Raw genomic sequence first — 21,487 nt, forward strand, 5'->3', positions numbered from 1 at the left:
AACACTATTGGATGGGTTTCAGGCACCCCAAAAGAAACCACAAGACTGCATACGCTATCTCGAATCGCTCGGTTTCAGTTATGGCCAGGCAAAAACGGCCGTGTATAATTATCGGCTGGATGAGGGTTTAATATGAAGATAAATATAGCAAACGGTCACGTACGGCTAGTCGCCCTAATATAGGGTTTTGGCTGATATAGGTGTTACGCGCGCTAATTGTTCATGGCTGCAGCTCAAACTGTAGGCGTACTTCCAAATCCACACTCCTCCTTTTCACGCCCGCCACCTTCAGATGAATTAAGATGACTTGATCAGGATCGAATCCCCTGGCGGAGAGTACGGTTGATTCCAGTAGGCTGTGGAGCTTTTCGCCCGTAATTCATATTTCCTCTGCCGCACTATTACTCCCGCTTTGTAGGTGAAGTCTTTTTGCCGACGGTGACTCGGAAGTGTCACGGACGGGATTGACGGGGCCGAACAGTTTGGAGGTGGACTGTGAGCGGTCCTGTTTTAGATCAGGCGGCCCCGCCGGCGAACCTTTCGCCCATCTCGAAGGCCTTCCGGCAATCCGCGGGGAAGACCTCTGCTCGTCTTGCTGCCTTCTTATCGGGGTCGAAACGCGGGGCGTATATCCTGGAGTAGTTCTCGAACTGGTACGTGTCGTAGCACATGAGGGATTCCGATTCGCCGAATGTGGTTCTCAGAAACATTTCATTGATATCGATGTGGTGGTGAAAGCCGCGTTCCCGCGCCATTTCCTCGGTAGCGCCCAGGGTGTAAATAAAACCCGTGGGGATCTTTCGCGGGAAGAGGGTACCCGGCGGATCGGTATAGGTCATATAGGGGAAGAAGAGCCTCTCCACGAAGGACCGCATTTCTCCCGTGACGGTTCCGAAATATATGGGTGAGCCCAGGATTACGGCGTCTGCGTCAACGATCTTTTCCAGAAGCGGGGTAAGCCCGTCTTCTACGGCGCACCTTCCGTAGCTTGGACCGCCTGTCGTCTTGCAGGCGAAGCAGCTTATACATCCCTTGTAGCTGAGGTCGTAGAGGTGGACAAGCTCGGTGTCTGCTCCCCGGGACGCGGCCCCTTCCAGGGCTTTTTCAAGAAGGGTCGCCGTGTTCCATTTCTTTCTCGGGCTTCCGTTTATCGCGATCATTTTCATGAACTTTTCTCCTTTTTCCTACCCTGTAGGATAGCATTCACCGGGTTCCGGAGCAAGCGGCAACGCAATAAGACCGGCAAAGGGGGTGACATTTCCGTCTGGTGCAGCCGCCAGCCTGGAGAAATGTCGCCACGGGGTGCTATGTATCATGTATGGCGAAAAACGAATACGGAGTCTCATGAACCCGACGGACCTTCTCCTGCAGTCCGCGAAGCTTGTAACACAGGTAGAGGAGCAGGTTGCCGCCATCGTCACGGCCATCGCCTTTTTTATGGGAAGCTCTCGGACAGTTTTTACGCTGTACAAAAAAGGCTACGAGAATATTGTTCCCTATCTCAAGGATCAGACCGGCAGGTTTATGATCATCTGCGCCCTGTGCACACCCCTTCCATTCCTGGGCGGAACCGACGGCAAACCCGGCACGTTCATCGGGACTTTCCCACGGATGGTCATATCTGCCGGATTTACGCAGGCAGGCAATGGGAAGGTCTTTGATAATCTCAATGCCGTCAAGGCCAAACTGGGAAAGGAGATGGGCTCCGGGGAGCTTTCGGAAAAACTGACGAATATCAAGGAGGCGTCTCCCCTTACGGGGGTGAAGATCAAGTGGGTCGACGCCATCAAGGTCCGACTGGCCCAGCTCATTTTTCTTCTTCCCCTGATTCCCCCCTCGGCCTGCCTCGCCTTTTTTCATCCGGCCCTCGGTGCCTTCATGATGATGATCGGCTACGTCGTATCGGAATACATGGCGGTCATCTCGAGCGGCATCGGGGTGAACGTGGATACCGGCAACATGGTGTTCGTTCTTCAGACCGTCCGGGAACTGGTGCGCAGTTACATCGGGGCTATCACCGGTTTCCTTTTTCATACCCTGTTGATATTCACCTTCACGGGCGTCATTATCACCGCCGCCGTCAGGGCGGCTGTGTTTTGTATCACCTTTCCCTTTTCCGTCGTTACCATGGCCTTTGATTCCCGCAGAGAGATATTCTTTCAAAACATCATCAAGGCCTTTGCCATCGCCTTGACCCCGGTCGTGGCAATCAATGTCCTCAATGTCCTGACCATGGCTTACGATCTCTTCATGAGCACAGGCATCACCGCCGGGATGGTCGAGGCCTATCTTTTCAGCAATATCGATACGCTGAAGGACTCCGGAGTGTTTCCGATAGCGGGGGAGATGTACGGATTCATATTTCGGCTTTTCATCGTCACGGTCCTGGCACCCTCGGTGCTGAGCATCCCGGCCCTTGTCTTCCTGGCCGGGAGCTACCGCATTGCCTCTGAGGCCATAGGGGCAGGTTTGGGCTATTGCGGAGGAATGGGCGCGGGCGGCGGAGGGAGGGAGTAGGGATTGACAGGGGCGGGACGTTGTATATAGCGCTCATGGCATCCTGTTGACGATAAATACCCCGAAGCTTGACATCGTGAAGTCCGATCCCGGTGACAACAAGGTCATCAAGTGTGCCGTTTCTCTTGAAGCCCGGTTTATCGTGTCGGGAGACAAAGAGTTGTTGGAGGCTCAGCACTATGTGGATGTTCGGATACTTGCACCGAGAGAGTTTCTGTCAATCGGGGATCCGTGAAAGACTTCGTTTTCTTCGGGTCTCCCGGAAGGGTTTGAAAAAGAGAAGCGATGGCGTCAGGATGAAGGCATAGTTGCTCCAATGGGGATGGTAGAAGGATATAATCATCGCCAGGAGCGCAACGAAGCACGTAAGGAGTGATCTTGCCGTGCCCCGGCTGACTGCCCTCCGGTCGATGTTGTCGTCCACAAGTCTTGCCCCGTGTGTCGCGTAAAACCAGCTCAGCAGAAAGAGAAGCCCAAGGATCAGGAGATTCAGGTCAAAGATGAAATTTGTGATGTGGAGGTGGCTGTGGGCCGACATCCAGGCGGCGGTGAAGGGTACCATGACGATGAACATCAGGATTGCTATCTGTATCCAGAGAAAGCGGCGGTCCGTGCGTTTTATGTGGTGAAACTGCTGATGATGCGTTATCCAGAAGATCGCCAGCAGGACGAATGTGAGGGCGTAGCGGTGAAACTTGGCGATCTGTTTGAGGAATAACTGCGTTACCTGCCCTTCGTCAACGGCCGAACCGGCGCTGGGAAAGGTAAAATTCATGACAAGGAATGTCATTGAGAAGGCAAAGATGCAGTCCGACAAGCTTTCGATGCGGTGAGTCGTCATGATGAATCGGTCGTCGGAAGGATGGGAATGCGCCACAGTGATAACGCTTATATCACTTTCGCGCTGAAGGTGTCAATCGGGGGTTCTGGTATGATGCTTGCAACAGAAAATGGTATGGATAAGAGAGAGTCCATTGGGCACACGAGGAGTGTGAACCCCGTACCTTGTTCGGTCACATGGATTTTCGGAAATAGGAGGACCCCATGAAAGCTGCCCTTTTCTATCCCGTTATTCTTGCCTGTCTGTTGTTGGTTCCCATTGCGTCAGACAATGCTTCGGCCCAGACTTCAATCCAGCAGAAGATGAAAAGGTTCAACTGCGCGAAAGACCGCAGCGGCGTGATGTTCTGCCGGAGAGTTGCCCCATCCGGACGGTTTGCGGGTCAGGAAGGGGTATACACGGAAAAGTCGGGAGGCAAGGTCTGCAAATGGAAATGCAGAACCGAACAGGGTATCGAAACGTGCCAGGCGAGCGGCTCTGAGTGTACCGGCAAGACGCCGCCTCACTGGAGATAAGCGACACAAAAACAGTGCGGAACGGTCGGGGCTACTTGTCATTGTTGCAGTTCAACGTGAAATTGGCCTTCTTGGATTCCTTGGGACCGGGCGAGATGATCTTGATCGCCTGCCACCCTGAGGTGGAAAAACCGGGACCGCCTATGTGCCAGGTGTTGGAAACGGTCTGGGCGCCCTGTTTTGTGAAGGTTATCGTCTGGACGGGTCCCGTAACCCCATCACTCCGGATGAACACATATTTTACAGTGACGGGTTTTGAAACGCTGATCATCCCTGCGGCGGCTATATGTCCTTTGAAGGTTATGACCGTGGGACATTTGCCTGAATAGGATTCAGGCTGGGCCGCCATCATCGTCACTCCTATCTTTGGAATGGGGCGAAGCTTTTCCGCCTTCTCAACGGCCGGGATCTGCGGTTTTTGGGGAAGCTGTGCATAACCGGCGGTAATGCAAGCTGTGACGAGAAACATGGCTGCAAGGAAAACGAATAACGCTTGTCTTGAGGACATCGATGCCTCCCTGTTGGGTTTTTTGTGTTTCCAATTAGTGTGGCTGGTGGTCCTATTGTAAGGGCTGGCGCGGACAAATGTCAAGCCCGCAAAGTTGCGTAAACGGGCATACGTGCCGGAAGATCAAAGAATGGTCTTTCCCTGTGTGTCAGGTTTCCAGGAGGATTCCCGCCAGGATCGACAGGCCGCAGATGAAATAGACCATTCGGACGTACTTGCCGTGGAGGTCGAGAAGAACCCAGTCATCCGTTTTCAGGATGATACGGATGAGTTTCAGAACAAGGAGTATGCTGACGAGCGACGCAAGCGCCCAGGGTGCCAGGAGTCCCGTGAGGACAAGCCAGAGGATGCTTGCGTAAATGAGGACGAAAAAGATGATAAGCCCCCGGAAGGCACCTTTCCTGCCAAGTCGGACGGCGAGGGTCATCTTCCCCGAGGCTTTGTCGGTCTTCATGTCGGGGAGGCTTTGATAATAGAGGATGGAGGCCACCATGATCCCGACGGGGATGGAGACGAGGAAAGGCTCGAGTGCGGGAGTCCCCGCCACTACCCAGTATGTGCCTGCAACCATGACGGGTCCCATATTGATCCCCACGAAGAGTTCGCCCAGTCCGTGATAGCCGTACCGTATGGGCGGGGCGATGTAGAAATAGCTGCTGAAGGCGGAGAAGAGGATGGGAACGGCGAGGAGATAAAGCCTGAAGTGAAAGACGATCACGGAGGCGATGAAAAAGGCGATGACGTAGAGGGCGACTATTACCCTGAGCATGGCCCGAGGGCTGATCTTCCCTTCCTGGATAACGCGGGAGCCCCCTATGGAGTCCCCGGCATCGGTCCCCACCAGGTGGTCAAAATAATCATTGGCAAGGTTCGTTATGAGATGAACGATGAGCGAACCGAGAAGGACGAGGAGAAAACGCCCTGGTCTCACGAAGCCCGTCGCCTTGACGGCCATTGACCAGCCGATAAAAAGGGGTATGAACGTGGCGACGAAAAAGGGTACCCTGCTTGCCTGGACCCACGCCTTCAGGGCATCGCCTGTCATGATGCCCCTTCCTCCGGTTTCGTCCCAACATGCAGGTATGTGACACCAAGGGTAAGGGGATATTTCATCACATTTACCATGCCGGCTTTTTCCATCATGGCCGCGAAGGCATCGGGCTGGGGAAAGTTCATGATCGAATCGGCAAGATAATGGTATGCCGCCGGATTGGGAGAGAACCGTTTCGCGAGGCGCGGAAGGATATGATTGAGATAGATGTGATACATGAACTTGAAGATGCGGTTTTGTATGAAGGTCATCTCGAGGACCATGACGGTGCCGCCCGGGACGGCGACACGGAGCATTTCCCTCAAGGCCCTTTCGCGGTCGGGGATGTTCCTGATGCCGAAGGCGACGGCGACGACATCGAAGGAATTGTCGCAGAAGGGAAGCTCCAGGGCGTCGCCCTGCATGAGGGTGACGCGCCGGTCAAGCCCCTTCCTTTTAACTTTATCTCGTCCCAGATCGAGCATCTCGAAGACGAAATCGACGCCGGTAACGTTGATACGGCTGTGCCTGCGAGCGGCGTCAATGGAAAGGTCTGCGGTGCCGCAGGCGACATCGAGAAATCTCCAGGTGTTGAAGAAACGCATTTTTTTCACGGTGAAGCGGCGCCATGCGATATCACGTCGCAGGCTCAGAAAGTGATTGAGGAAATCATATTTCCCGGTGATGGTGGAGAACATCTCTTTCACCATGCCGATGCGCTCTTTCTCCGATACGGCGCGTACCGATGGATATTTGCTGTCTACAGGCTTTTCCATTTACAGAATTTCCTTTCAAGAAGCTCGAATATTTCGTACATGACGATGCCGATAATGGACAGGGAGATGATGCCCACAAACATTGTGGTATATTCGGCGCGCCCCCAGGAATCGATGATGTAGAAACCGAGGCCTTCGCTCGTCGCGATCGATTCGACGAGAAAGAGGACCGCCACCGCTGTTCCCACACCGATGCGCAGCGACGTGAAGATGCCGGGCAGGCTTACAGGCCAGACAACATGGAAGAAGAAATCGAACTTGCTTCCGCCTAAGGATGTCAGGGAATAAACGATCTCCTTCTCGATCTTGCGCGCACTGTCACGGGTGGTGATAAGGAGCTGAAAGAATATGATCATCGTGAGGAGGACGATCTTTCCCGTATCCCCCAGGCCGAAGAGGACGAAGATAACGGGCATGAGAACCACCTTCGGGATGGGGTATCCGAGATAGATAAGCGGCGCAAAGAGCCTGTCGAGCTTTTCGTTGCTGCCAAGGATGAGCCCGGCCGGTACGGCAAGAATGAAGGCGAAAAAGAGTCCGGCAAGGAGCCTGAGCACGCTCGCCTCGACGTGGATCCAGAAGGCTCCCGTCGCTATCTCCTCGAAACCGCGCGCGAACACCTTGAGGGGGTCCGGGAGGATGTTGCTGCCAAGCAGCAGGGAAAGGACATACCACAGGAAATAGATAAAGAGGATCGTGGCCGCGTAAATGGCTATGGTCCTTCTTTTCATTCGAGACTCTCCAGGATACGCCTGAGCTGGCCGGTACGCTCAAAGAAAGCCGGATCGTTCCGGTATTCGGCGCTGCCCATCCCCGGATTGTCCATGACGGCGCTGATCCCTTGGGCGTTATTGTCGAGGACAATGATCCTTCGCCCCAGGAAGACAGCTTCCTCGATATTGTGGGTTACAATAATGAAACTGAACCTGCGCTGGGCGAAGACAGCAAGAAGGTTGTTCTGGAGCCTCTCCCGCGTGACGGTGTCGATGGCGGCGAAGGGTTCATCGAGAAGCAAAAGGAGCGGGTTCAGAAGCAGCGCCCTGGCGAGGGCGACACGCTGGCGCTGGCCGCCGCTCAACTGGGCCGGGTAGAGATAATCCAGCCCTTCGATGTCAAGGTCCCTTTTCACAAAATCCAGCCTTTTTTGGGGCACCGTGATACCCTGGAGCCGTGCGCCCAGAGTGATATTGGCGTCCACCGTTTTCCACGGAAAGAGCCCGTAGTGCTGGAGCACAAGGGCGATTCTGCGCTCCGGGGCTGACAAGGGGTTGTTTTTGAAGATGATGGTGCCCGTTGTCGGCGGGAGGAGTCCCGCAATGGCGAGTAAAAGGGTTGTCTTACCGCACCCCGACGGGCCCACAATGGCAAGGCAGTCGCGAAAAGAAAGTCCAAGGTCGATCCCGTGGAGGACCGTCTTTATCTGGTTCTCATTTTGAAAAGTCTTACCGAGCCCCTCTATGGAGAGGAACCTACCGGATGTAGCCATCTGCCACCAGGTCTTTGTATGAAAGATCCTTTTTGACGATCTGTTTCTCCCTGAGCCAACGATAGACATCCATGACTTGCACCTGCGCCGGGGTAGTCACTTTGGGGAAGTGTGGTATAGGGAAAGATTTCTGGAGAGCCTCGGGGACCTTACAGGCCTTGTTCATTATCCCCCGCACCTCGTCGGGATGCCTGTTTATGTAGTCAGAGGCCTTATCGATGGCTGCAAGAAATGTTTTCACAACGGCAGGGTTATTATTCAGAAAATCGGTGTTGAAGGCAAGCACCGTTGCCGAGATCCCGTAACCTCTGTCGTCGGCGAGGGCCTTCGCCCCCTTTGTTTCGGCAAGCGTTGCCAGGGGTTCGGGCAGAAGCGCCCCGGGGACCTGCCCGGAAAGGAGCATCTGGAGACGGATGGGTATGCTCTTGATATCGACGAGTTTGATGGATTCGCGGGGGATCTTCTTTGCCGCCAGAAGCCGAACAATGAGATATTCCGCTATGGTATTGGAACCTGTGGCTATCCCCGACCGCGCGACTGCCGCCAGGTTCTGGTCTTTTGCCTTTGGTGACGCAAGGACGGCGAACATGCGCCGGTCGGCGGTGGTGTTGAAGTTTGTCGCCACCATCTTGATCTTTGTTTCATTGGCCGCAAGGACCGCCGGGGTCATGATATCGCCGAAATACCCGACGATCTGTCCCGAGGTGAAGGCGATGTCCTTTTCCATTGCGGAATTGAAGAGAGTGACCTCGACGTTCAACCCCTGCTCCTTGAAGAACCCTTTTTCCGAGGCGACAAAGAGCGGCAGGGACTGCAGCACGGGAATGGTGCCGAACTTGAAGGCCCGGGGCTTTTCGGCCGCCTGAAGGCTGACGGTGAAGAAAAGAACAAGAACAAGAATGGAGACAATAGAAAATTTTACCGGTTTCATAGCGGTTTCCCTGACCCCCTTACATTAGTTTGGTCTATTAGTCTATTGCGCCAAAGGGGATTTTTCAATGAAATTAAGAGAAACAGAACCCGCGGAACATTAATGACCAATGACCAAATTACAATAACCAGAGAAAAAGACAATAACCAAATCTCAATGACCAAACTCAAACCAGATGAAACGGGTTTTTGTTTCTTGACTATTGATTATTTTCTGGTTATTGGAATCTGGTCATTGGTTATCATATTTTTCCTCACGGCCACTGGTTGCCCGGCCTTGCCCAATCGTACATGTTGTATTTGCCCATGGGAATCTCCGACATGGACGTGTAGGCGAGCCATTCCTCGTCCCCATCCACTTTTTTTAACTCCGGATGGGTGGACATATGGGTTTGGTGCATGTTGGGGTCAAAATAATATTGCGGTTCCGCCGTGTCGGGCAGGCCGTCGCTGTCGCTGTCCGCGGCCTGGATGGCCGGCAGGCTCTTGCCGTACCTGAAATTGTGATAGCACTGCCAGTGTACGAATTCATGAATGACAGCCGTGGCGAAGGTGTCTATGTTCCTGCTGGTCTGCCAGCCGAGGTGATAGGGCGTCTGCAGGCTCAGGACGGGGAAACGATTCTGAAACTGTGCCCCAAGCCTGGCAAGGTTGCACACGTGGATGGTTGCGTGCCCGGCGCCGGGCGTGAACTGGGCGGGAACCGTGGGATGCACGCACTGGTCATAGGTGTTCCCCCCGTATTCTATGTTGACCAGCTGTCCGCGGGGCCTGGCCGCCGGTGTCTGCTTCCAGTAGTAGAACCAGTTGGGATATTGCCCGTCGGGATTGTTCTTCAGGTCCCGGGGGTAGAAGAACTGGACCTCCCGGGTCTCCGTCGCCGTGCAGGTGCCCACCTTCAGGGTTGCCGTCACCTTCTTCTTGCCGAATTGGCTGTTGTCTTCCGGCATCTTTTCATAAATGACATCAACCCTTTTGCCCCTGGGCGCTCCCTGGGATATCTTGCGTGTTACGCCTTCCATCTCGGGGACCGTCCATTCGACGGAGTCGCCATACTGCTCCGGCTTTGTCTTCGCCTCCAGAATAAGCTCGAGGGTCGGTGGCTGCTGAGAGCTGTAGACATAGCGGCTCCTGTCCGCGGGTGTGATGATCGTGAGCTCTATCGGATCCTTCGGTCCCTCGGCGATGACCCCGCTCAGGACCGGCTCGGCAGGGTTTTCCAGGTGGAACTTCCAGGTCATGGTGCTGCCCGTGACCCTGCCGTGCCATGGCACGGTCCTCTCCATACGCACCTGGTTGCTTATCACCTCGAGGAACATTGTGTCGGAGACACTGCGGCAGTGCACGACATTGCCGCCGGCAGTGCACGTGGAATGCATCTTGATCCCGTTGCCCAGATCATGGACGTCATTGGTGGCTATGGCCACACCCAATGCCCATGGGTAGGTCGTGATCTGCTCGAAGAGGTCGATCTTCCAGCGGCCGTTGTGACCGGACCCGCCGCCGACCTTGTGGGCCTGAAGGCGTTCCGTATAGGTGACGCCCATGTTTACCGTGGTTCCTTGCATCACAACGCTGTACCGCGGGCACTGCGCCCGTGCTCCGAAGGCGCAGATCGGTGTCAGCAAAAGCACAATGATCATGAGATATTTCATGGGGCACCTCTTTTCGCTTCCGATTACGTGTTCTTCAAATGTTTGAGATGAAAGGCGCCGCAGTCTCAGCGAAGGGCAGCGCTAAATCTTGCCGAGCGGGCCTCGATGGCCCTGGGGTGGATCTGGGCGGTCGAGGGCATTTTGCCGGATATATTCTCTATCCTGTCGGCGGTGCCGGGATGGGTCTGGGTGATACCTCCCCCGGACGATCCGCTCCTCTGCCCGAGCCTTTTGAGGAAAGACAGGAGCGCACCGGGATCGTACCCGGATTTCGCCAGGGTCTGCAGGGCGGCTTCGTCTGCCGCATATTCCTGTGACCGGCTGTATCCATTGACGACGAGGGTCTTGAAGACATCGTCGATGCTGCCCTCGAAGAGGCTTACCAGTTGAGAGATCTCGCCGGAGGTGTAATTGCGCGCCGCCGTGGTCCCGATGACGGTGATCGCCTGGGTCCAGCGCGCGCTCTTGATGGCCGATATTCCGTCGCGTTTGTTGATGTGTGCCGCTTCATGGGCAAGGACCGCCGCCAGTTCGTCCTCGCCTGCAGTTGTCCTTATCATGCCGCTGGTAATGAAGATGGTCCCGCCGGGAGCGGCAAAGGCGTTTATCTCGTTCGTCTCGAGGATGGCGAAGTGGTACCCGCCGTAGGTGAAAGGTTTGCCGGAATTGAGGGCGACCGTTTTTCCGACGAGGTTCACATACCGCGTGAGTTGCGCATTCGTGGAAAGTTGATAGGAACCGAGAATCTTTGCGGCCACGGCCCGGCCGACATAGTATTCTTCCTCATCGGAGATGGGTCGGGCCGCCTTGGACGTAGCGTCCACCACGGTCATGGCCGTGCCGATATGCTGGGAGATATTGCCGAAGCTGCTGGTATCGCAGGAGGCAAGCGCTGCAAGGAACAGGATGGCGCACAGGAGTGTGAGATATTTCCTCATCATGGCTGCCTCAACCCCCCGGCCACGATGAACCTTTCGATATCGCGGTCAGCAACGGGATAGCGCTCGATGCTGTCCACGAGATGGAATTTCATGTCCGGATGCTGTCTTTTATAGGATGCCTCGACCTGGGGATTGAATCCCTTCCCGGCGAGGGCGGCTTCGCTCTCGCTGACCGACGAGCCTTTGCGGGAATAGGAAGCCGGTGCGGCGACGGCCCTTTTCTCCACGGCGCTCCTGTGGATGTAGCCGATGGATGGACCGTACTTGACCTTGTACCAGTCGCCCTCCATGGAGAGGGCCTCCAGCCTGTCGTTGTATCGCACATTGGCCTTCACGGGCGCAAAGAATCTGGCATATTCCCGAATTGCGTTCTCTTTCGTGATGACCGTGACCGTTTCGGCCAGAAGGGCCGTAGCCGCGAAGGTAAGGATCAGTGACAGGAGGATGACTTTTTTCATCATTTCTCAGTCATTCTAATAATATCCCAGTTGTTTGTCAAAGAAAAATCTCCCGCCATGGCTTCGGCCCGTTTTTTGTAGAATTCGGAGGGCCCGTCATGGGGGAATTCCGCAAGAAGGGCGTTGAAGAGTTCCACCGCTTCAGAGAATCTCTGCTCCCGGTAGACACGGAGTGCCTCGTCGTAGAGGTCGATCTTTTTTCTGACAGCGGGAGGGACATTGTCGTTTTCGCAGATAACCTCGTGAATGACCACGGGCTCTGATTTCCCTTTTACCTCGATGGGCCCCAGACTGCGCGATGCGAAGAGGCCATAGGTCTTTGCAAGGGTGTGCTCGCTGACAATGATGCTTGTGCCGAATACCTTGTTCACCGATTCGAGGCGTGACGCAAGGTTCACCGTATCGCCGACGACGGTGAAATCGAAAAGCCTGACGCTTCCCATGTTGCCGGCAATGGCCTCCCCGGTGTGAAGGCCGACCCGTATTGCGACGGGTGAGATGCCATCGCGCTCAAAGATGCCGTTTATTGTGCCGATGGCCTCGATGAACTTAAGAGAGCATCGGCATGCGTTGATCTCGTCGTTCGGTGTTTCTAGGGGGGCGCCCCAGAAAGCCATGATGCAATCGCCGATGTATTTGTCAACGACCCCTTTTTCTTCGATGACAACCTCGGTAAGTTCGTTCAACACCCGGTGAAGCATCAGGGCCGTGTCCTCGGGGGAATTTCGCTCGGAGATGGTCGTGAAACCGGCAATGTCGGCAAAAAGCACCGTGACTCTCGCTTTCTTGCCGCCGGGCTTGACGATGTCGGGGTTCTGGAGGACATGCTCGACGATGGTCTTGTCCATGTACTGTGAAAAGGTCCTCTTGATGAACTGCCTTTCCCGTCCCTCGAGGGCATAGCTGAAGGCCGCGGAAAGGATAAAGCCGAGAATGAGGGTCACCATGAGATACGTTGTGGGAAGATAGTACTGGCGGGAAAAGAGTGCCGCCGCAATTCCCAGGATAAGGATGGAGCTTGCCGCGAAGGCGGAAAGGTTTTTCGCTATGGTGTGAAAGGTGAGTACGAAGGCCGCAATGAAAAGACTGACAAGAAGCATGAAAAGCGCAACAAAGGGTCCTGAAACGGGGCGCATGAATGTGCCCAGATCAAGATTTTCAAAGACTGTCGCATTGACGTGAACGCCTGTCGAAACGGGCATCGTCGGTGTTGATTTAAGGTCCAGAAGACCGGGTGCCGTCATTCCCAGGAAGACGACCTTGCCCTTGAAGAAGCTCGGGGAAAGCGTTTTGCTCTGCCCCTTGCCCGTATCGCGATATGCGCTGAGTATATCGATGGCGGGAATGACCGTGAAGGGCTTTCGGCCGCTGGGAAAACGAAGGAGAAGCTTTCCGTCCGTCAGGGGAAGAGGCCTGTTCCGAAACAGGATCCTGCCAGAGTCCATTTTCACCATACCCCGGCCGGTGAACCAGGAGAGGGCCAGATTGGGAAGCGCCATGTCCCCCATGGTGAATGCCAGGGGTATCCTCCGGTAGACGCCGTCGCCATCGGGGTTTATGGCGACGTTTCCCGAACCCCCCGCGCCGTGCCGGATGACATCGATGGGGGTCGTGACGGACCGATATGCCGGTCCTGACGGTGGACCTCCGGCGATGGCAAAACGCCTCAGGTACGCCATGTCTTCAGGGCCCACGGTCTTCTCGTTCCGCGACAGGAAGAACGGCAGATAGACATTCGATGCCTTAGCGACGGCATCGCCAAGCACCATGTCGTCCTCCTGACCGTATGAGGACGGTTCGGTAAAGAGGATATCCACAAGAAAGGCGTCGGCAAGGGAGGCAAATTCAATGATGGGCGCATAGACCTGCCGGGGCCAGGGCCAATTGATGCTTTCCAGACTGAGCGCGTCTATCGACTGCTGATCGATCTCTATGATGACGATCCGGTCCGACGCCCGCGCCGGGTTCAAATATTGGGAGAAGAGGTCGAAGGACCTGTTCTCGTAGGGGGCCAGGACATCAAAAAGAAAGAGGACAAGAGAAATGGCGAAAGATACGGAGGCAAGAAGGACGATATTGCGTACGCGGCGTTTCTTTTTCGGCACGTGGTTCCCCGGGAGACCTTTTTTGCTGTGAGCAGTTATACCATATCACAGACGTTCACAAAATAACCAATAACCGGATGTGTGAGGGCTCTCGTTCCTTCGTCCTTTCCAACCTGAAACATGGAACCTGGAACCGTCTTTATTTCCTTGAGCACCATCTCGGCGATTATGTATCATTAGGTTCAAGGAGAAGACCGAAAATGAGACTCAAGGATAAAGTTGCTTTGTTTACGGCGGCCGCAGGCGCCGGGATCGGGCAGGCGACGGCCAGGGTGATGGCACGGGAAGGCGCCGGGATTGTCGTTACCGATATTCACGAAGACCGGGCCAGGATCGTTGCGGCGGAGATCGCCGATGAATACGGGGTAAAGACGCTGGGCCTGAGGTGTGACGTAACGAGCGCCGCTGATGCGAACCATGCCGTGGCGGCGACCCTGGGCGCCTTCGGGCGTGTCGACATACTTTTCAACAACGCGGGAACGAACCGCCCCACGCGCGTTGTTGACATTACGGACGAGGTCTGGGACCTCGTGCTTGCCACGTCGCTCACGGGCACCTTCCATTGCTGCAGGGCCGTTGTACCCGCGATGATGAGACAGGAGGGCGGCCGGATCATAAGCGTCACCTCCGTGGCTGGTTTTCGCGGACTCTCCGGCGGCCATGCCCACTATGCGGCGGCGAAAGCCGGCGTCATGGCTTTCACGAGATGCCTCGCCATGGAGGTGGCGCCCTACCACATTACGGCCAACACCATAGCCCCCAGCTTCATCTTCAACGAATTCATCCCTCATATCTATCCCCAGGATGAGATCGACAGGATGTTTGAGGAGATACCGTATCCCCGCAAGGGTACCCCGGAGGACGTCGCAAACGCTGCGCTGTTCCTTGCCTCCGAGGAGGGAGAATACATGACGGGCCAGACTCTCTGCGTCACCGGCGGGAGCTGGATGAGGTAAAGAACGGTTTCAGGTTTCAGGTCATACAGAATGCAGCCCGGTCTCTGATGGAGATGGATATATCTCACCGGCCCGGGGTTGATTATTCGCTCTCAGTTGTTATTTTTATATATCGTTTCAGAGAACCGGAACCTTTGCTCAGAGTACACAGTCAGGAGGCTGCCCGTGATAACGAAATTGAACCCCGGTGAACTTTACAAGAAGTGCGACGCCGATTCCTTTGCCTTTGCGAGGACCGACGCCATCGTCGAACTGCCGATGACGATAGGTCAGGAAAAGGCCCTCAGATCGTTGGACTTCGGGCTGAACATGGACAGTACGGGTTTCAACATCTTTGCGATCGGCGAGAGCGGAACGGGCAAGATGTCGACGGTGATGTACATGCTCAAGAATAAGGCCGCCGGCGAGGAAGCCCCTGCCGACTGGTGCTACGTTAATAACTTCAAGGACCCCGATAGTTCCATTGCACTTTCTTTCGGGCCGGGCAAGGGTGCCGTTTTTCAGAAGGAACTTGAGGAGATGATCAAGATCCTCAAGCTGGAAATACCTAAGGCCTTTGAATCAAAAGAGTATGAGACACATAAGAACAAGATCGTTGACGAGTTCCAGCAGAAACAGGGGGAATATTTCACCCGTCTCGATGCCGAGGCAAAGGAGAGAGGTTTTAGTGTGAAGCGCACCCCGACGGGGGTGCTAATCGTTCCCGTCAAGGAGGATGGGGAACTCATGTCGAAGGAGGAGTTTGACGCCCTCGAACCGAAGACAAGGAAGAAGCTCGAAGAGACGGGACGCCTTTTCCAGGAGAAATTGAACGATGTGGTCCGCATCCTGCGAGAGGCGGAGAAGATCGTCAGGGAAATGGTCATGCGCCTCGACAGGATGGTTGCCCTCGATATCGTCGGCCCCATGATCGATGTTATCCAGAAGAAATACGCTGAGCAGGAGAAGGTCGTAAGGTATCTCGAGGACGTCAAGGAGGACATACTGACCCACCTCGAGGATTTCAAGGTCACCGAGGAGCAGCCCTCACCCATCGCTTTTCTCAAAATGCCGAGGACGGAGACCTCTTTTTCCAGGTATGCCGTCAATGTCATTGTTAACAACGGAGAGAGCAAGGGGGCGCCCGTCGTCTACGAGAGCAACCCCACGTACCTCAATCTTTTCGGAAGGATGGAGTACAAGGTTCAGTATGGCATGGCAACGACGGACTTCACCATGGTCAAGGCCGGATCGCTGCACAAAGCCAATGGAGGTTATCTCGTTATCGATGCCCTCGAACTCTTGAGGAACCCATTCTCCTACGAGGCCCTGAAACGGGCCCTCAAGAACAAGGAGATCCGCATTGAGGATGTCCTTGAGCAGTACCGTCTCATCAGCGCTGCGGGTCTCAAACCGGAGGCTGTCCCTCTGAATGTTAAGGTCGTCCTCATAGGCAACCCGTATCTTTATTATATGCTCCACGCATACGACGAGGACTCCCGGGAACTTTTCAAGGTCAAGGCCGATTTCGACAGCCGCATGGAAAGAAGCCGGGAGAACATGGACAAGTACGCCCTGTACGTCGCCCAGTGCCAGAGGGATGAGAACCTCCTTCCCTTTGACAGGACGGCGGTGGCGCGGCTCGTGGAGATGGGTTCGCGCTTTGCCGACCACCAGGAGAAGCTCTCGACGCGTTTCAGCGACATTGCCGACCTCTTAAGAGAAGCCCATTACTGGGCGAAGAAGGACGGGAACGATGCCGTGAGCGCCGTTCACGTGACGAGGGCCCTCAAGGAGAAGATCTTCCGGGTGAACCGCATTGAGGAAAGGCTCCAGGAGATGATGCTCGAAGACACCCTCATTGTGAACACCTCAGGCGAAAAGGTGGGACAGGTCAACGGTCTTGCCGTTCTTGATATCGGCGACTATGCCTTCGGCAAACCCTCGCGGATCACCGCAAAGACATATATGGGCCGCGCGGGTGTCGTCAACCTTGAGCGCGAGACGAAGATGAGCGGCAAGATCCACGAAAAGGCCATCCTCATCATCACGAGCTATCTCGGCGGCAAGTATGCATTCAAGAAGCCGATAAGCCTCTCCGCCTCCATCACCTTCGAACAACTTTACGAGATGGTGGAAGGTGACAGCGCAACCTGCGCCGAACTCTATGCCCTCCTCTCGAGCATCAGCGGTGTTCCGCTGAAACAGTCCTTTGCCGTGACGGGCTCCATGGACCAGAACGGAGATGTTCAGCCCATAGGCGGGGTGAACCAGAAGATAGAAGGTTTTTTCCACCTTTGCAGGATGCGCGGCCTTGACGGGTCGCATGGCGTGATAATCCCGAAGCGCAATGCAAGGAACCTTGTCCTGGGTGATGAAGTGATAGAGGCCGTGGACAAGGGACTTTTCAGCGTTTACACCATTGATGGCATGGAGGAAGGCCTGGAGCTTTTAACCGGTATTCCGGCGGGGGAATTGCTGGAAGACGGGACCTATCCGGAGGGGACCCTTAACTATCTGGTGGAAAAACGACTGACGGAGATCTCGGAGACCATGGAGAAAAAGAAAGAAAGAGAACAGGAGGGCCCGTCGAAAAAGAAAAACGGTGATCAGTGACCGGCCATGGCACTCTGGGCAATGGTTTCGTAGAAATCTTCGGGGGTTTCTTCGTAGAGCTCTTTTATGACCCGCAGCTTAGCTTCCTGAATGAGTTCGGGGTCGTCGAGTTCGTCATCGGTAACGAAATCGGCTTCGCCGTCCTTCAGTTCAATAGCTTCGAGGGAAATCTCATACCACTGGGCGACAAAATCATCTATGGCCGCGTTCGTTGTCTTTTCGACTATCGCCTTGTCCGGTTGATATCCTTTACTTTTGAGGAGGGCCATCACTTTCTTTACAACATCGCTTACCAGCTTGTCCCGCAGGTCCGGTGTCCCTCCCTTATGTTTTTTCGTTCCCACAATCCCTCCGAAGAGATCCCTCAAAAGCGGTATGTCCGTGACCGTAGATACTGCCTTCATTTTTACACAAAAAACGGTGCAGAGTAAAATCTTTTTTGTGGGCCGGTCGTGGCATGGGGCTTGCATAATCCACGGACATGAAATCTCGAATCGACAGGATGTCAGGAATCAAGGGGACCCGAGGGAACATCAGTGCATCCATCCGGGAAGGCCTTCAGCTTCTCGCCAAGAGCTGTGAGAGATACGGCAGGATGGAAAGGTCAAAGGCGCCTGAAGTGATAATGGACATGGAAAGGCTCCTCATCTGGAAACGGATCATGTTCCTATTCAATGTGGACCCAGACCGCCGGAATTGATGTCATAATAATGACAGGAAATGATTGGTAAAAGGTCTCGCCGTCGCCCGGTAATTGTTGCGGAGAGCTTGCACCGCCAAAGGCCGGGGAGTCGATTGATTTTGCGGGCATCTTCACGTTAGAATAGGCGATGCTTGAGACCATCAGGAAGCGTCTCCTGACCCACAGACCAAGGCAGATAGCATGCGACCCTTCATTGAGGGCCGCAACGGCGCTCCTCCTTTTCGAGAGAGACGACGGCGTGTTCTGCGTGCTCACGAAGCGCAGCGACAAGGTGCGGCACCACAAGGGCGAGGTCTCGTTCCCGGGAGGGATGGTTGAGCCGACCGACAGGGACCTCCGGCATACCGCTTTCAGGGAAGCCGAGGAAGAGGTCGGCGTTCGGCTCGATGACGTGGAGCTCGTCGGAAGGCTTGACGATTCATGGACCTATTCGGGATTTGTCATTTCCCCCTTTGTGGGTGTCATGCCTTACCCGTACGAATTTCTTGCTAACCCCCGGGAGGTCGCCTACCTCATCTTTCTTCCCTACAGCCTTCTCAGGGGGGAGGATTTTACACCGAAACGCCGGGGGGAGGGATGGACCTCATTCCACTACAACGGCGACAGGATCTGGGGCGCGACGTGCAGGATCCTCATGACCTTCAGGGACATCATTGAAAATGAAGAAATTTGATCTCAAGGTGCTACTCATTCTCTCCCTGGGCCACCTCGTGGTCGACATCTATCAGGGGGCGCTTCCGGCCATCCTGCCCTTTCTCAAAGAGAAGCTTGACCTGAGTTATGCCATGGCGGGCATGATACTCATGGCATCCAATTTTACATCCTCCATACTCCAGCCCGTTTTTGGGTATGTTTCCGACAAAAAGGCCATGGCCTACCTGCTGCCCCTGGGGCTTGTGGCCGCGGGCGTCGGGTTTTCATTGCTCCCCTATTCCCCCTATTTTGCCCTTATTCTCGGACTTGTGTTCATTAGCGGCCTCGGGGTGGCATCCTATCACCCGGAAGGGTACAAGACGGCCCATTTTTTTACGGGAGACAGGGCGGCCACCGGCATGTCCTTTTTCTCTGTGGGAGGGAATATCGGTTTCTCGCTGGGCCCCATTCTTTCCATTTACATCATTGAGGTTTACGGGTTTTCCTGGTTGCCCGTCATCGTCGCGCCGGCGATTCTATGCGCGGTCATCATCATCGCATACCGCAGGACCATCATGATGCCCGTGGCCGTCCACGGGGAGGCGGTGAAAAGGGATGCGCCGAAGACCTCCACGGTGGCGTACGTGTCCCTGGGCATGGTCATCCTTATCGTCGTCATGCGTTCCTGGACCCAGATCGGGCTTATGACATACATTCCTTTCTATTATATCGACTATCTCAAGGGAGACCCACTCTTCGCCGGAAAGCTCGTTTTTGTCTTCCTCTTTTGCGGAGCGGCGGGGACATTGATCGGTGCTCCCATCGCCGACCGCTTTGGCCATCGTTTCTTTGTAAGGTCATCCATGCTTCTCTCCACGATCACCCTCCCTATCATGTTTGTACCGGCGATCGAGAACAGCGCGTTCCTCTTCGTTGTCCTGGGTGTCCAGGGGATGCTCCTTGTTTCCACTTTTTCTGTCACCATCGTCATGGCCCAGAAGCTCCTTCCCAACAAACTTGGCATTGCGTCCGGTCTCATGGTAGGCTTTGCCATAGGGACAGGCGGCATCGGCGTGACGGTCCTCGGACTTGTCGCGGACCATTACGGCGTGCCGGTCGCTCTTTATTCCATTGCAATTTTGCCCCTTATCGGGTTCTTACTGAGTGTGCTATTGAGGTACGATGAATAAAAAAGAACGTCTTATCAGTATCGTGGGAAGACCGAACGTTGGCAAGTCGACCTTCTTCAACAGGGTGATCGGGTACCGCAAGGCCATCACGGAAGACACCCCCGGCGTGACGAGGGACCGCAACTATGGTTCCTTTGATATGGGAGGGCGCAGTTTCCTCCTTGTCGATACGGGAGGATTCTCGTCGTCTGAAGAGGATGGGTTCTCGAAGCTCATCATGAAGCAGATCGAGGCGTCCCTTGGGGAATCGGCGGCCGTGATATTCCTTCTCGACGGAAAGGAAGGCGTAATGCCCGCCGACCGCGACATCGCCCGGATGTTGAGAAAGCTCCACAAACCCGTCTTTTATGTTGTAAACAAGATGGATTCCAAGAAGCGCGAAGAAGGTCTTGTCGATTTCTATGAACTGGGGGCCGATACGTTGTATCCCGTGAGCTCCGCCCACGGCCTTGGCATCGGAGACCTCCTCGACGATGTCTGCACGGGAATAGAGGAAGGGGGCGGCGAAGAAGAGGAGGAAGTTGGAGGGCAGACTTCTATCACCAGGATTGCCCTCGTGGGAAAGCCTAATACGGGGAAATCTTCCGTTGCCAATTGTATTCTGGGCTCGGAGAGGATGATAGTCAGCGAGATTCCCGGCACCACCCGTGATTCCGTCGATTCCCGGATCATCTTCAACGAAAGAGAACTGGTTCTCATCGACACGGCGGGTTTGAGAAAAAAGGGCAAGATCTCCGAAAAGGTGGAGGAGTATTCCGTTTCGAGCGCGGTCAGGAGCATCGAGCGTGCAGATGTGGTGAATCTCGTTGTCGACGCTGCCGAAGGCCTCGGCCACCAGGAAGGCAGCATCGCGCATCTCATACTATCGAGAGGCAAAGGCCTGTGCATTGTCATCAACAAGTGGGACCTCGTAGCGGATCAGTTCACGCATGAGACTTACCGGGACATGGTCTATGAGAGAATTCCCCATGCCTCCTTTGCCCCCGTGGTCTTCTGTTCGGCCAAGCTCGGGACCGGGATAGACGGCATCCTTGACATGGACCTCGCCGTCTACGAGCAGTTGACGACCAGGATCGGCACCGCTGTTCTCAACAAGGCTTTCGGCGATTTCTTCGCCCGCCACGACATCTCCTACCAGAAGGGCAGACAGGTGAAGATATTCTACGCCAGCCAGGCAAAGGCCCTGCCGCCGACCTTCATCCTCTTTTCCAACCAACCCCGCCTTGTGCCCGATCACTACCGAAGGTACCTCGAAAACAGCCTCCGCGAAGAATTCGGTTTCATGGGCGCACCCATAAGACTGGTACTGAAGAAGAAATGACCGTCTCACGCTGCAGGCAAAAGAGAAGAGCCAAATTCCTTTTCTCGGGCCTTGCACCTGAAACCTGAAATATTTGAACGGTTTTAAAAGGGGGGAGGGGTCAGGGGAGGAAGGGGTAACCCCTGAACCCTCGTGAGGCATGAACAGCCTCGGGATTGACCAGTTTATGTGTGATGGCCGGAAGGGAAGCGAAAAACTTTTTGCTGCCATACTGGAAGATCCGGTCATCGTGATCTCTATCTTTAAGCAACTTGTGTGCCATTACAAACCCTTTTCGATACCCGTATGATATCTGAACCTTACATCGCTGAGGGGTGCGGAGCGGTT

The 21,487-nt window shown here is 54.9% G+C and carries 21 protein-coding genes; 8 read left to right on the top strand and 13 right to left on the bottom strand.

The window, feature by feature from the left end:
* Nucleotides 1-515 precede the first annotated feature (515 nt).
* Nucleotides 516-1,166 carry a flavodoxin family protein gene (locus PHC90_09855; protein ID MDD3846652.1) on the bottom strand — a complete coding sequence of 217 codons (651 nt, stop codon included), beginning with the start codon at nt 1,164-1,166 and terminating at the stop codon, nt 516-518.
* 148 nt (nt 1,167-1,314) lie between these two features.
* On the opposite strand from PHC90_09855, the gene PHC90_09860 reads away from it, so the two are divergent.
* Nucleotides 1,315-2,517, top strand: a complete 1,203-nt coding sequence (locus tag PHC90_09860) for a hypothetical protein (protein MDD3846653.1) — start codon at nt 1,315-1,317, stop codon at nt 2,515-2,517.
* 217 nt (nt 2,518-2,734) lie between these two features.
* Here the strand turns inward: PHC90_09860 and PHC90_09865 are convergent, their stop codons facing one another.
* Entirely contained in the window at nt 2,735-3,358 is a 624-nt protein-coding gene (locus tag PHC90_09865; protein MDD3846654.1) for a TMEM175 family protein, read from the bottom strand.
* 203 nt (nt 3,359-3,561) lie between these two features.
* On the opposite strand from PHC90_09865, the gene PHC90_09870 reads away from it, so the two are divergent.
* The gene (locus PHC90_09870; GenBank protein ID MDD3846655.1) at nt 3,562-3,873 is read left to right on the top strand and encodes a hypothetical protein; all 312 of its coding nucleotides are present in this window, start codon (nt 3,562-3,564) and stop codon (nt 3,871-3,873) included.
* 31 nt (nt 3,874-3,904) lie between these two features.
* Here PHC90_09870 and PHC90_09875 read toward each other — a convergent pair whose 3' ends face one another.
* From PHC90_09875 to PHC90_09920, 10 genes are all read right to left on the bottom strand, one after another.
* The gene (locus tag PHC90_09875) at nt 3,905-4,381 is read right to left on the bottom strand and encodes a hypothetical protein (GenBank protein MDD3846656.1); all 477 of its coding nucleotides are present in this window, start codon (nt 4,379-4,381) and stop codon (nt 3,905-3,907) included.
* A 148-nt stretch (nt 4,382-4,529) separates the two neighbouring features.
* A complete protein-coding gene (locus PHC90_09880; GenBank protein MDD3846657.1) occupies nt 4,530-5,426 on the bottom strand; it encodes a prenyltransferase in 897 nt (298 codons plus the stop codon).
* Nucleotides 5,423-6,187 (bottom strand): bifunctional demethylmenaquinone methyltransferase/2-methoxy-6-polyprenyl-1,4-benzoquinol methylase UbiE, encoded by a 765-nt coding sequence (ubiE, locus tag PHC90_09885; GenBank protein ID MDD3846658.1) that lies wholly within the window; start codon nt 6,185-6,187, stop codon nt 5,423-5,425. The genes PHC90_09880 and ubiE overlap by 4 nt, the downstream gene beginning before the upstream one ends.
* Nucleotides 6,172-6,918, bottom strand: coding sequence for an ABC transporter permease (locus tag PHC90_09890; GenBank protein MDD3846659.1), 747 nt, complete (start codon nt 6,916-6,918; stop codon nt 6,172-6,174). Before PHC90_09890 ends, ubiE begins: the two co-directional genes overlap by 16 nt.
* Nucleotides 6,915-7,673, bottom strand: a complete 759-nt coding sequence (locus PHC90_09895; GenBank protein MDD3846660.1) for an ATP-binding cassette domain-containing protein — start codon at nt 7,671-7,673, stop codon at nt 6,915-6,917. The genes PHC90_09890 and PHC90_09895 overlap by 4 nt, the downstream gene beginning before the upstream one ends.
* Nucleotides 7,657-8,604: an ABC transporter substrate-binding protein gene (locus PHC90_09900; GenBank protein ID MDD3846661.1), complete on the bottom strand. Its 948-nt coding sequence runs from the start codon at nt 8,602-8,604 to the stop codon at nt 7,657-7,659. The genes PHC90_09895 and PHC90_09900 overlap by 17 nt, the downstream gene beginning before the upstream one ends.
* A gap of 253 nt (nt 8,605-8,857) precedes the next feature.
* Nucleotides 8,858-10,258 (bottom strand): hypothetical protein, encoded by a 1,401-nt coding sequence (locus PHC90_09905; protein ID MDD3846662.1) that lies wholly within the window; start codon nt 10,256-10,258, stop codon nt 8,858-8,860.
* A 65-nt stretch (nt 10,259-10,323) separates the two neighbouring features.
* Nucleotides 10,324-11,199 carry a M48 family metalloprotease gene (locus PHC90_09910; GenBank protein ID MDD3846663.1) on the bottom strand — a complete coding sequence of 292 codons (876 nt, stop codon included), beginning with the start codon at nt 11,197-11,199 and terminating at the stop codon, nt 10,324-10,326.
* Nucleotides 11,196-11,660 carry a hypothetical protein gene (locus PHC90_09915; protein ID MDD3846664.1) on the bottom strand — a complete coding sequence of 155 codons (465 nt, stop codon included), beginning with the start codon at nt 11,658-11,660 and terminating at the stop codon, nt 11,196-11,198. The genes PHC90_09910 and PHC90_09915 overlap by 4 nt, the downstream gene beginning before the upstream one ends.
* Nucleotides 11,657-13,762 carry an adenylate/guanylate cyclase domain-containing protein gene (locus PHC90_09920; protein ID MDD3846665.1) on the bottom strand — a complete coding sequence of 702 codons (2,106 nt, stop codon included), beginning with the start codon at nt 13,760-13,762 and terminating at the stop codon, nt 11,657-11,659. Before PHC90_09920 ends, PHC90_09915 begins: the two co-directional genes overlap by 4 nt.
* Nucleotides 13,763-13,962: 200 nt before the next feature.
* Between PHC90_09920 and PHC90_09925 the strand changes: the two genes are divergently transcribed.
* Together PHC90_09925 and PHC90_09930 are read left to right on the top strand one after the other, a co-directional pair.
* Nucleotides 13,963-14,718, top strand: coding sequence for an SDR family NAD(P)-dependent oxidoreductase (locus tag PHC90_09925; protein ID MDD3846666.1), 756 nt, complete (start codon nt 13,963-13,965; stop codon nt 14,716-14,718).
* A 165-nt stretch (nt 14,719-14,883) separates the two neighbouring features.
* Nucleotides 14,884-17,313 (top strand): ATP-binding protein, encoded by a 2,430-nt coding sequence (locus tag PHC90_09930; GenBank protein ID MDD3846667.1) that lies wholly within the window; start codon nt 14,884-14,886, stop codon nt 17,311-17,313.
* Here PHC90_09930 and PHC90_09935 read toward each other — a convergent pair.
* Nucleotides 17,307-17,657, bottom strand: a complete 351-nt coding sequence (locus tag PHC90_09935; GenBank protein MDD3846668.1) for a hypothetical protein — start codon at nt 17,655-17,657, stop codon at nt 17,307-17,309. The genes PHC90_09930 and PHC90_09935 overlap by 7 nt on opposite strands.
* Nucleotides 17,658-17,794: 137 nt before the next feature.
* Between PHC90_09935 and PHC90_09940 the strand changes: the two genes are divergently transcribed.
* From PHC90_09940 to der, 4 genes are all read left to right on the top strand, one after another.
* Nucleotides 17,795-18,013, top strand: a complete 219-nt coding sequence (locus PHC90_09940) for a hypothetical protein (GenBank protein MDD3846669.1) — start codon at nt 17,795-17,797, stop codon at nt 18,011-18,013.
* Between the two features lie 130 nt (nt 18,014-18,143).
* The gene (locus tag PHC90_09945; protein MDD3846670.1) at nt 18,144-18,689 is read left to right on the top strand and encodes a CoA pyrophosphatase; all 546 of its coding nucleotides are present in this window, start codon (nt 18,144-18,146) and stop codon (nt 18,687-18,689) included.
* Complete coding sequence (locus PHC90_09950) at nt 18,676-19,839, top strand: MFS transporter (protein MDD3846671.1); 1,164 nt, start codon at nt 18,676-18,678, stop codon at nt 19,837-19,839. Before PHC90_09945 ends, PHC90_09950 begins: the two co-directional genes overlap by 14 nt.
* Nucleotides 19,832-21,160: a ribosome biogenesis GTPase Der gene (gene der, locus PHC90_09955; protein ID MDD3846672.1), complete on the top strand. Its 1,329-nt coding sequence runs from the start codon at nt 19,832-19,834 to the stop codon at nt 21,158-21,160. The genes PHC90_09950 and der overlap by 8 nt, the downstream gene beginning before the upstream one ends.
* Nucleotides 21,161-21,487 lie beyond the last annotated feature (327 nt).

The sequence above is a fragment of the Syntrophorhabdaceae bacterium genome, assembly GCA_028698615.1.
In the GTDB taxonomy this organism is placed as follows: Bacteria; Desulfobacterota; Syntrophorhabdia; order Syntrophorhabdales; family Syntrophorhabdaceae; genus Delta-02.

Excerpts from the sequence above, each read along its gene's own strand:
- PHC90_09925 (MDD3846666.1), top strand. The coding sequence starts at position 13,963 with ATGAGACTCAAGGATAAAGTTGCTTTGTTTACGGCGGCCGCAGGCGCC.
- ubiE (MDD3846658.1), bottom strand. The coding sequence starts at position 6,187 with ATGGAAAAGCCTGTAGACAGCAAATATCCATCGGTACGCGCCGTATCG.
- PHC90_09950 (MDD3846671.1), top strand. The coding sequence starts at position 18,676 with ATGAAGAAATTTGATCTCAAGGTGCTACTCATTCTCTCCCTGGGCCAC.
- PHC90_09915 (MDD3846664.1), bottom strand. The coding sequence starts at position 11,660 with ATGATGAAAAAAGTCATCCTCCTGTCACTGATCCTTACCTTCGCGGCT.
- PHC90_09880 (MDD3846657.1), bottom strand. The coding sequence starts at position 5,426 with ATGACAGGCGATGCCCTGAAGGCGTGGGTCCAGGCAAGCAGGGTACCC.
- PHC90_09905 (MDD3846662.1), bottom strand. The coding sequence starts at position 10,258 with ATGAAATATCTCATGATCATTGTGCTTTTGCTGACACCGATCTGCGCC.
- PHC90_09855 (MDD3846652.1), bottom strand. The coding sequence starts at position 1,166 with ATGAAAATGATCGCGATAAACGGAAGCCCGAGAAAGAAATGGAACACG.
- PHC90_09910 (MDD3846663.1), bottom strand. The coding sequence starts at position 11,199 with ATGATGAGGAAATATCTCACACTCCTGTGCGCCATCCTGTTCCTTGCA.
- PHC90_09860 (MDD3846653.1), top strand. The coding sequence starts at position 1,315 with ATGTATGGCGAAAAACGAATACGGAGTCTCATGAACCCGACGGACCTT.
- PHC90_09945 (MDD3846670.1), top strand. The coding sequence starts at position 18,144 with ATGCTTGAGACCATCAGGAAGCGTCTCCTGACCCACAGACCAAGGCAG.
- der (MDD3846672.1), top strand. The coding sequence starts at position 19,832 with ATGAATAAAAAAGAACGTCTTATCAGTATCGTGGGAAGACCGAACGTT.
- PHC90_09940 (MDD3846669.1), top strand. The coding sequence starts at position 17,795 with ATGAAATCTCGAATCGACAGGATGTCAGGAATCAAGGGGACCCGAGGG.
- PHC90_09870 (MDD3846655.1), top strand. The coding sequence starts at position 3,562 with ATGAAAGCTGCCCTTTTCTATCCCGTTATTCTTGCCTGTCTGTTGTTG.
- PHC90_09865 (MDD3846654.1), bottom strand. The coding sequence starts at position 3,358 with ATGACGACTCACCGCATCGAAAGCTTGTCGGACTGCATCTTTGCCTTC.
- PHC90_09875 (MDD3846656.1), bottom strand. The coding sequence starts at position 4,381 with ATGTCCTCAAGACAAGCGTTATTCGTTTTCCTTGCAGCCATGTTTCTC.
- PHC90_09895 (MDD3846660.1), bottom strand. The coding sequence starts at position 7,673 with ATGGCTACATCCGGTAGGTTCCTCTCCATAGAGGGGCTCGGTAAGACT.
- PHC90_09900 (MDD3846661.1), bottom strand. The coding sequence starts at position 8,604 with ATGAAACCGGTAAAATTTTCTATTGTCTCCATTCTTGTTCTTGTTCTT.
- PHC90_09890 (MDD3846659.1), bottom strand. The coding sequence starts at position 6,918 with ATGAAAAGAAGGACCATAGCCATTTACGCGGCCACGATCCTCTTTATC.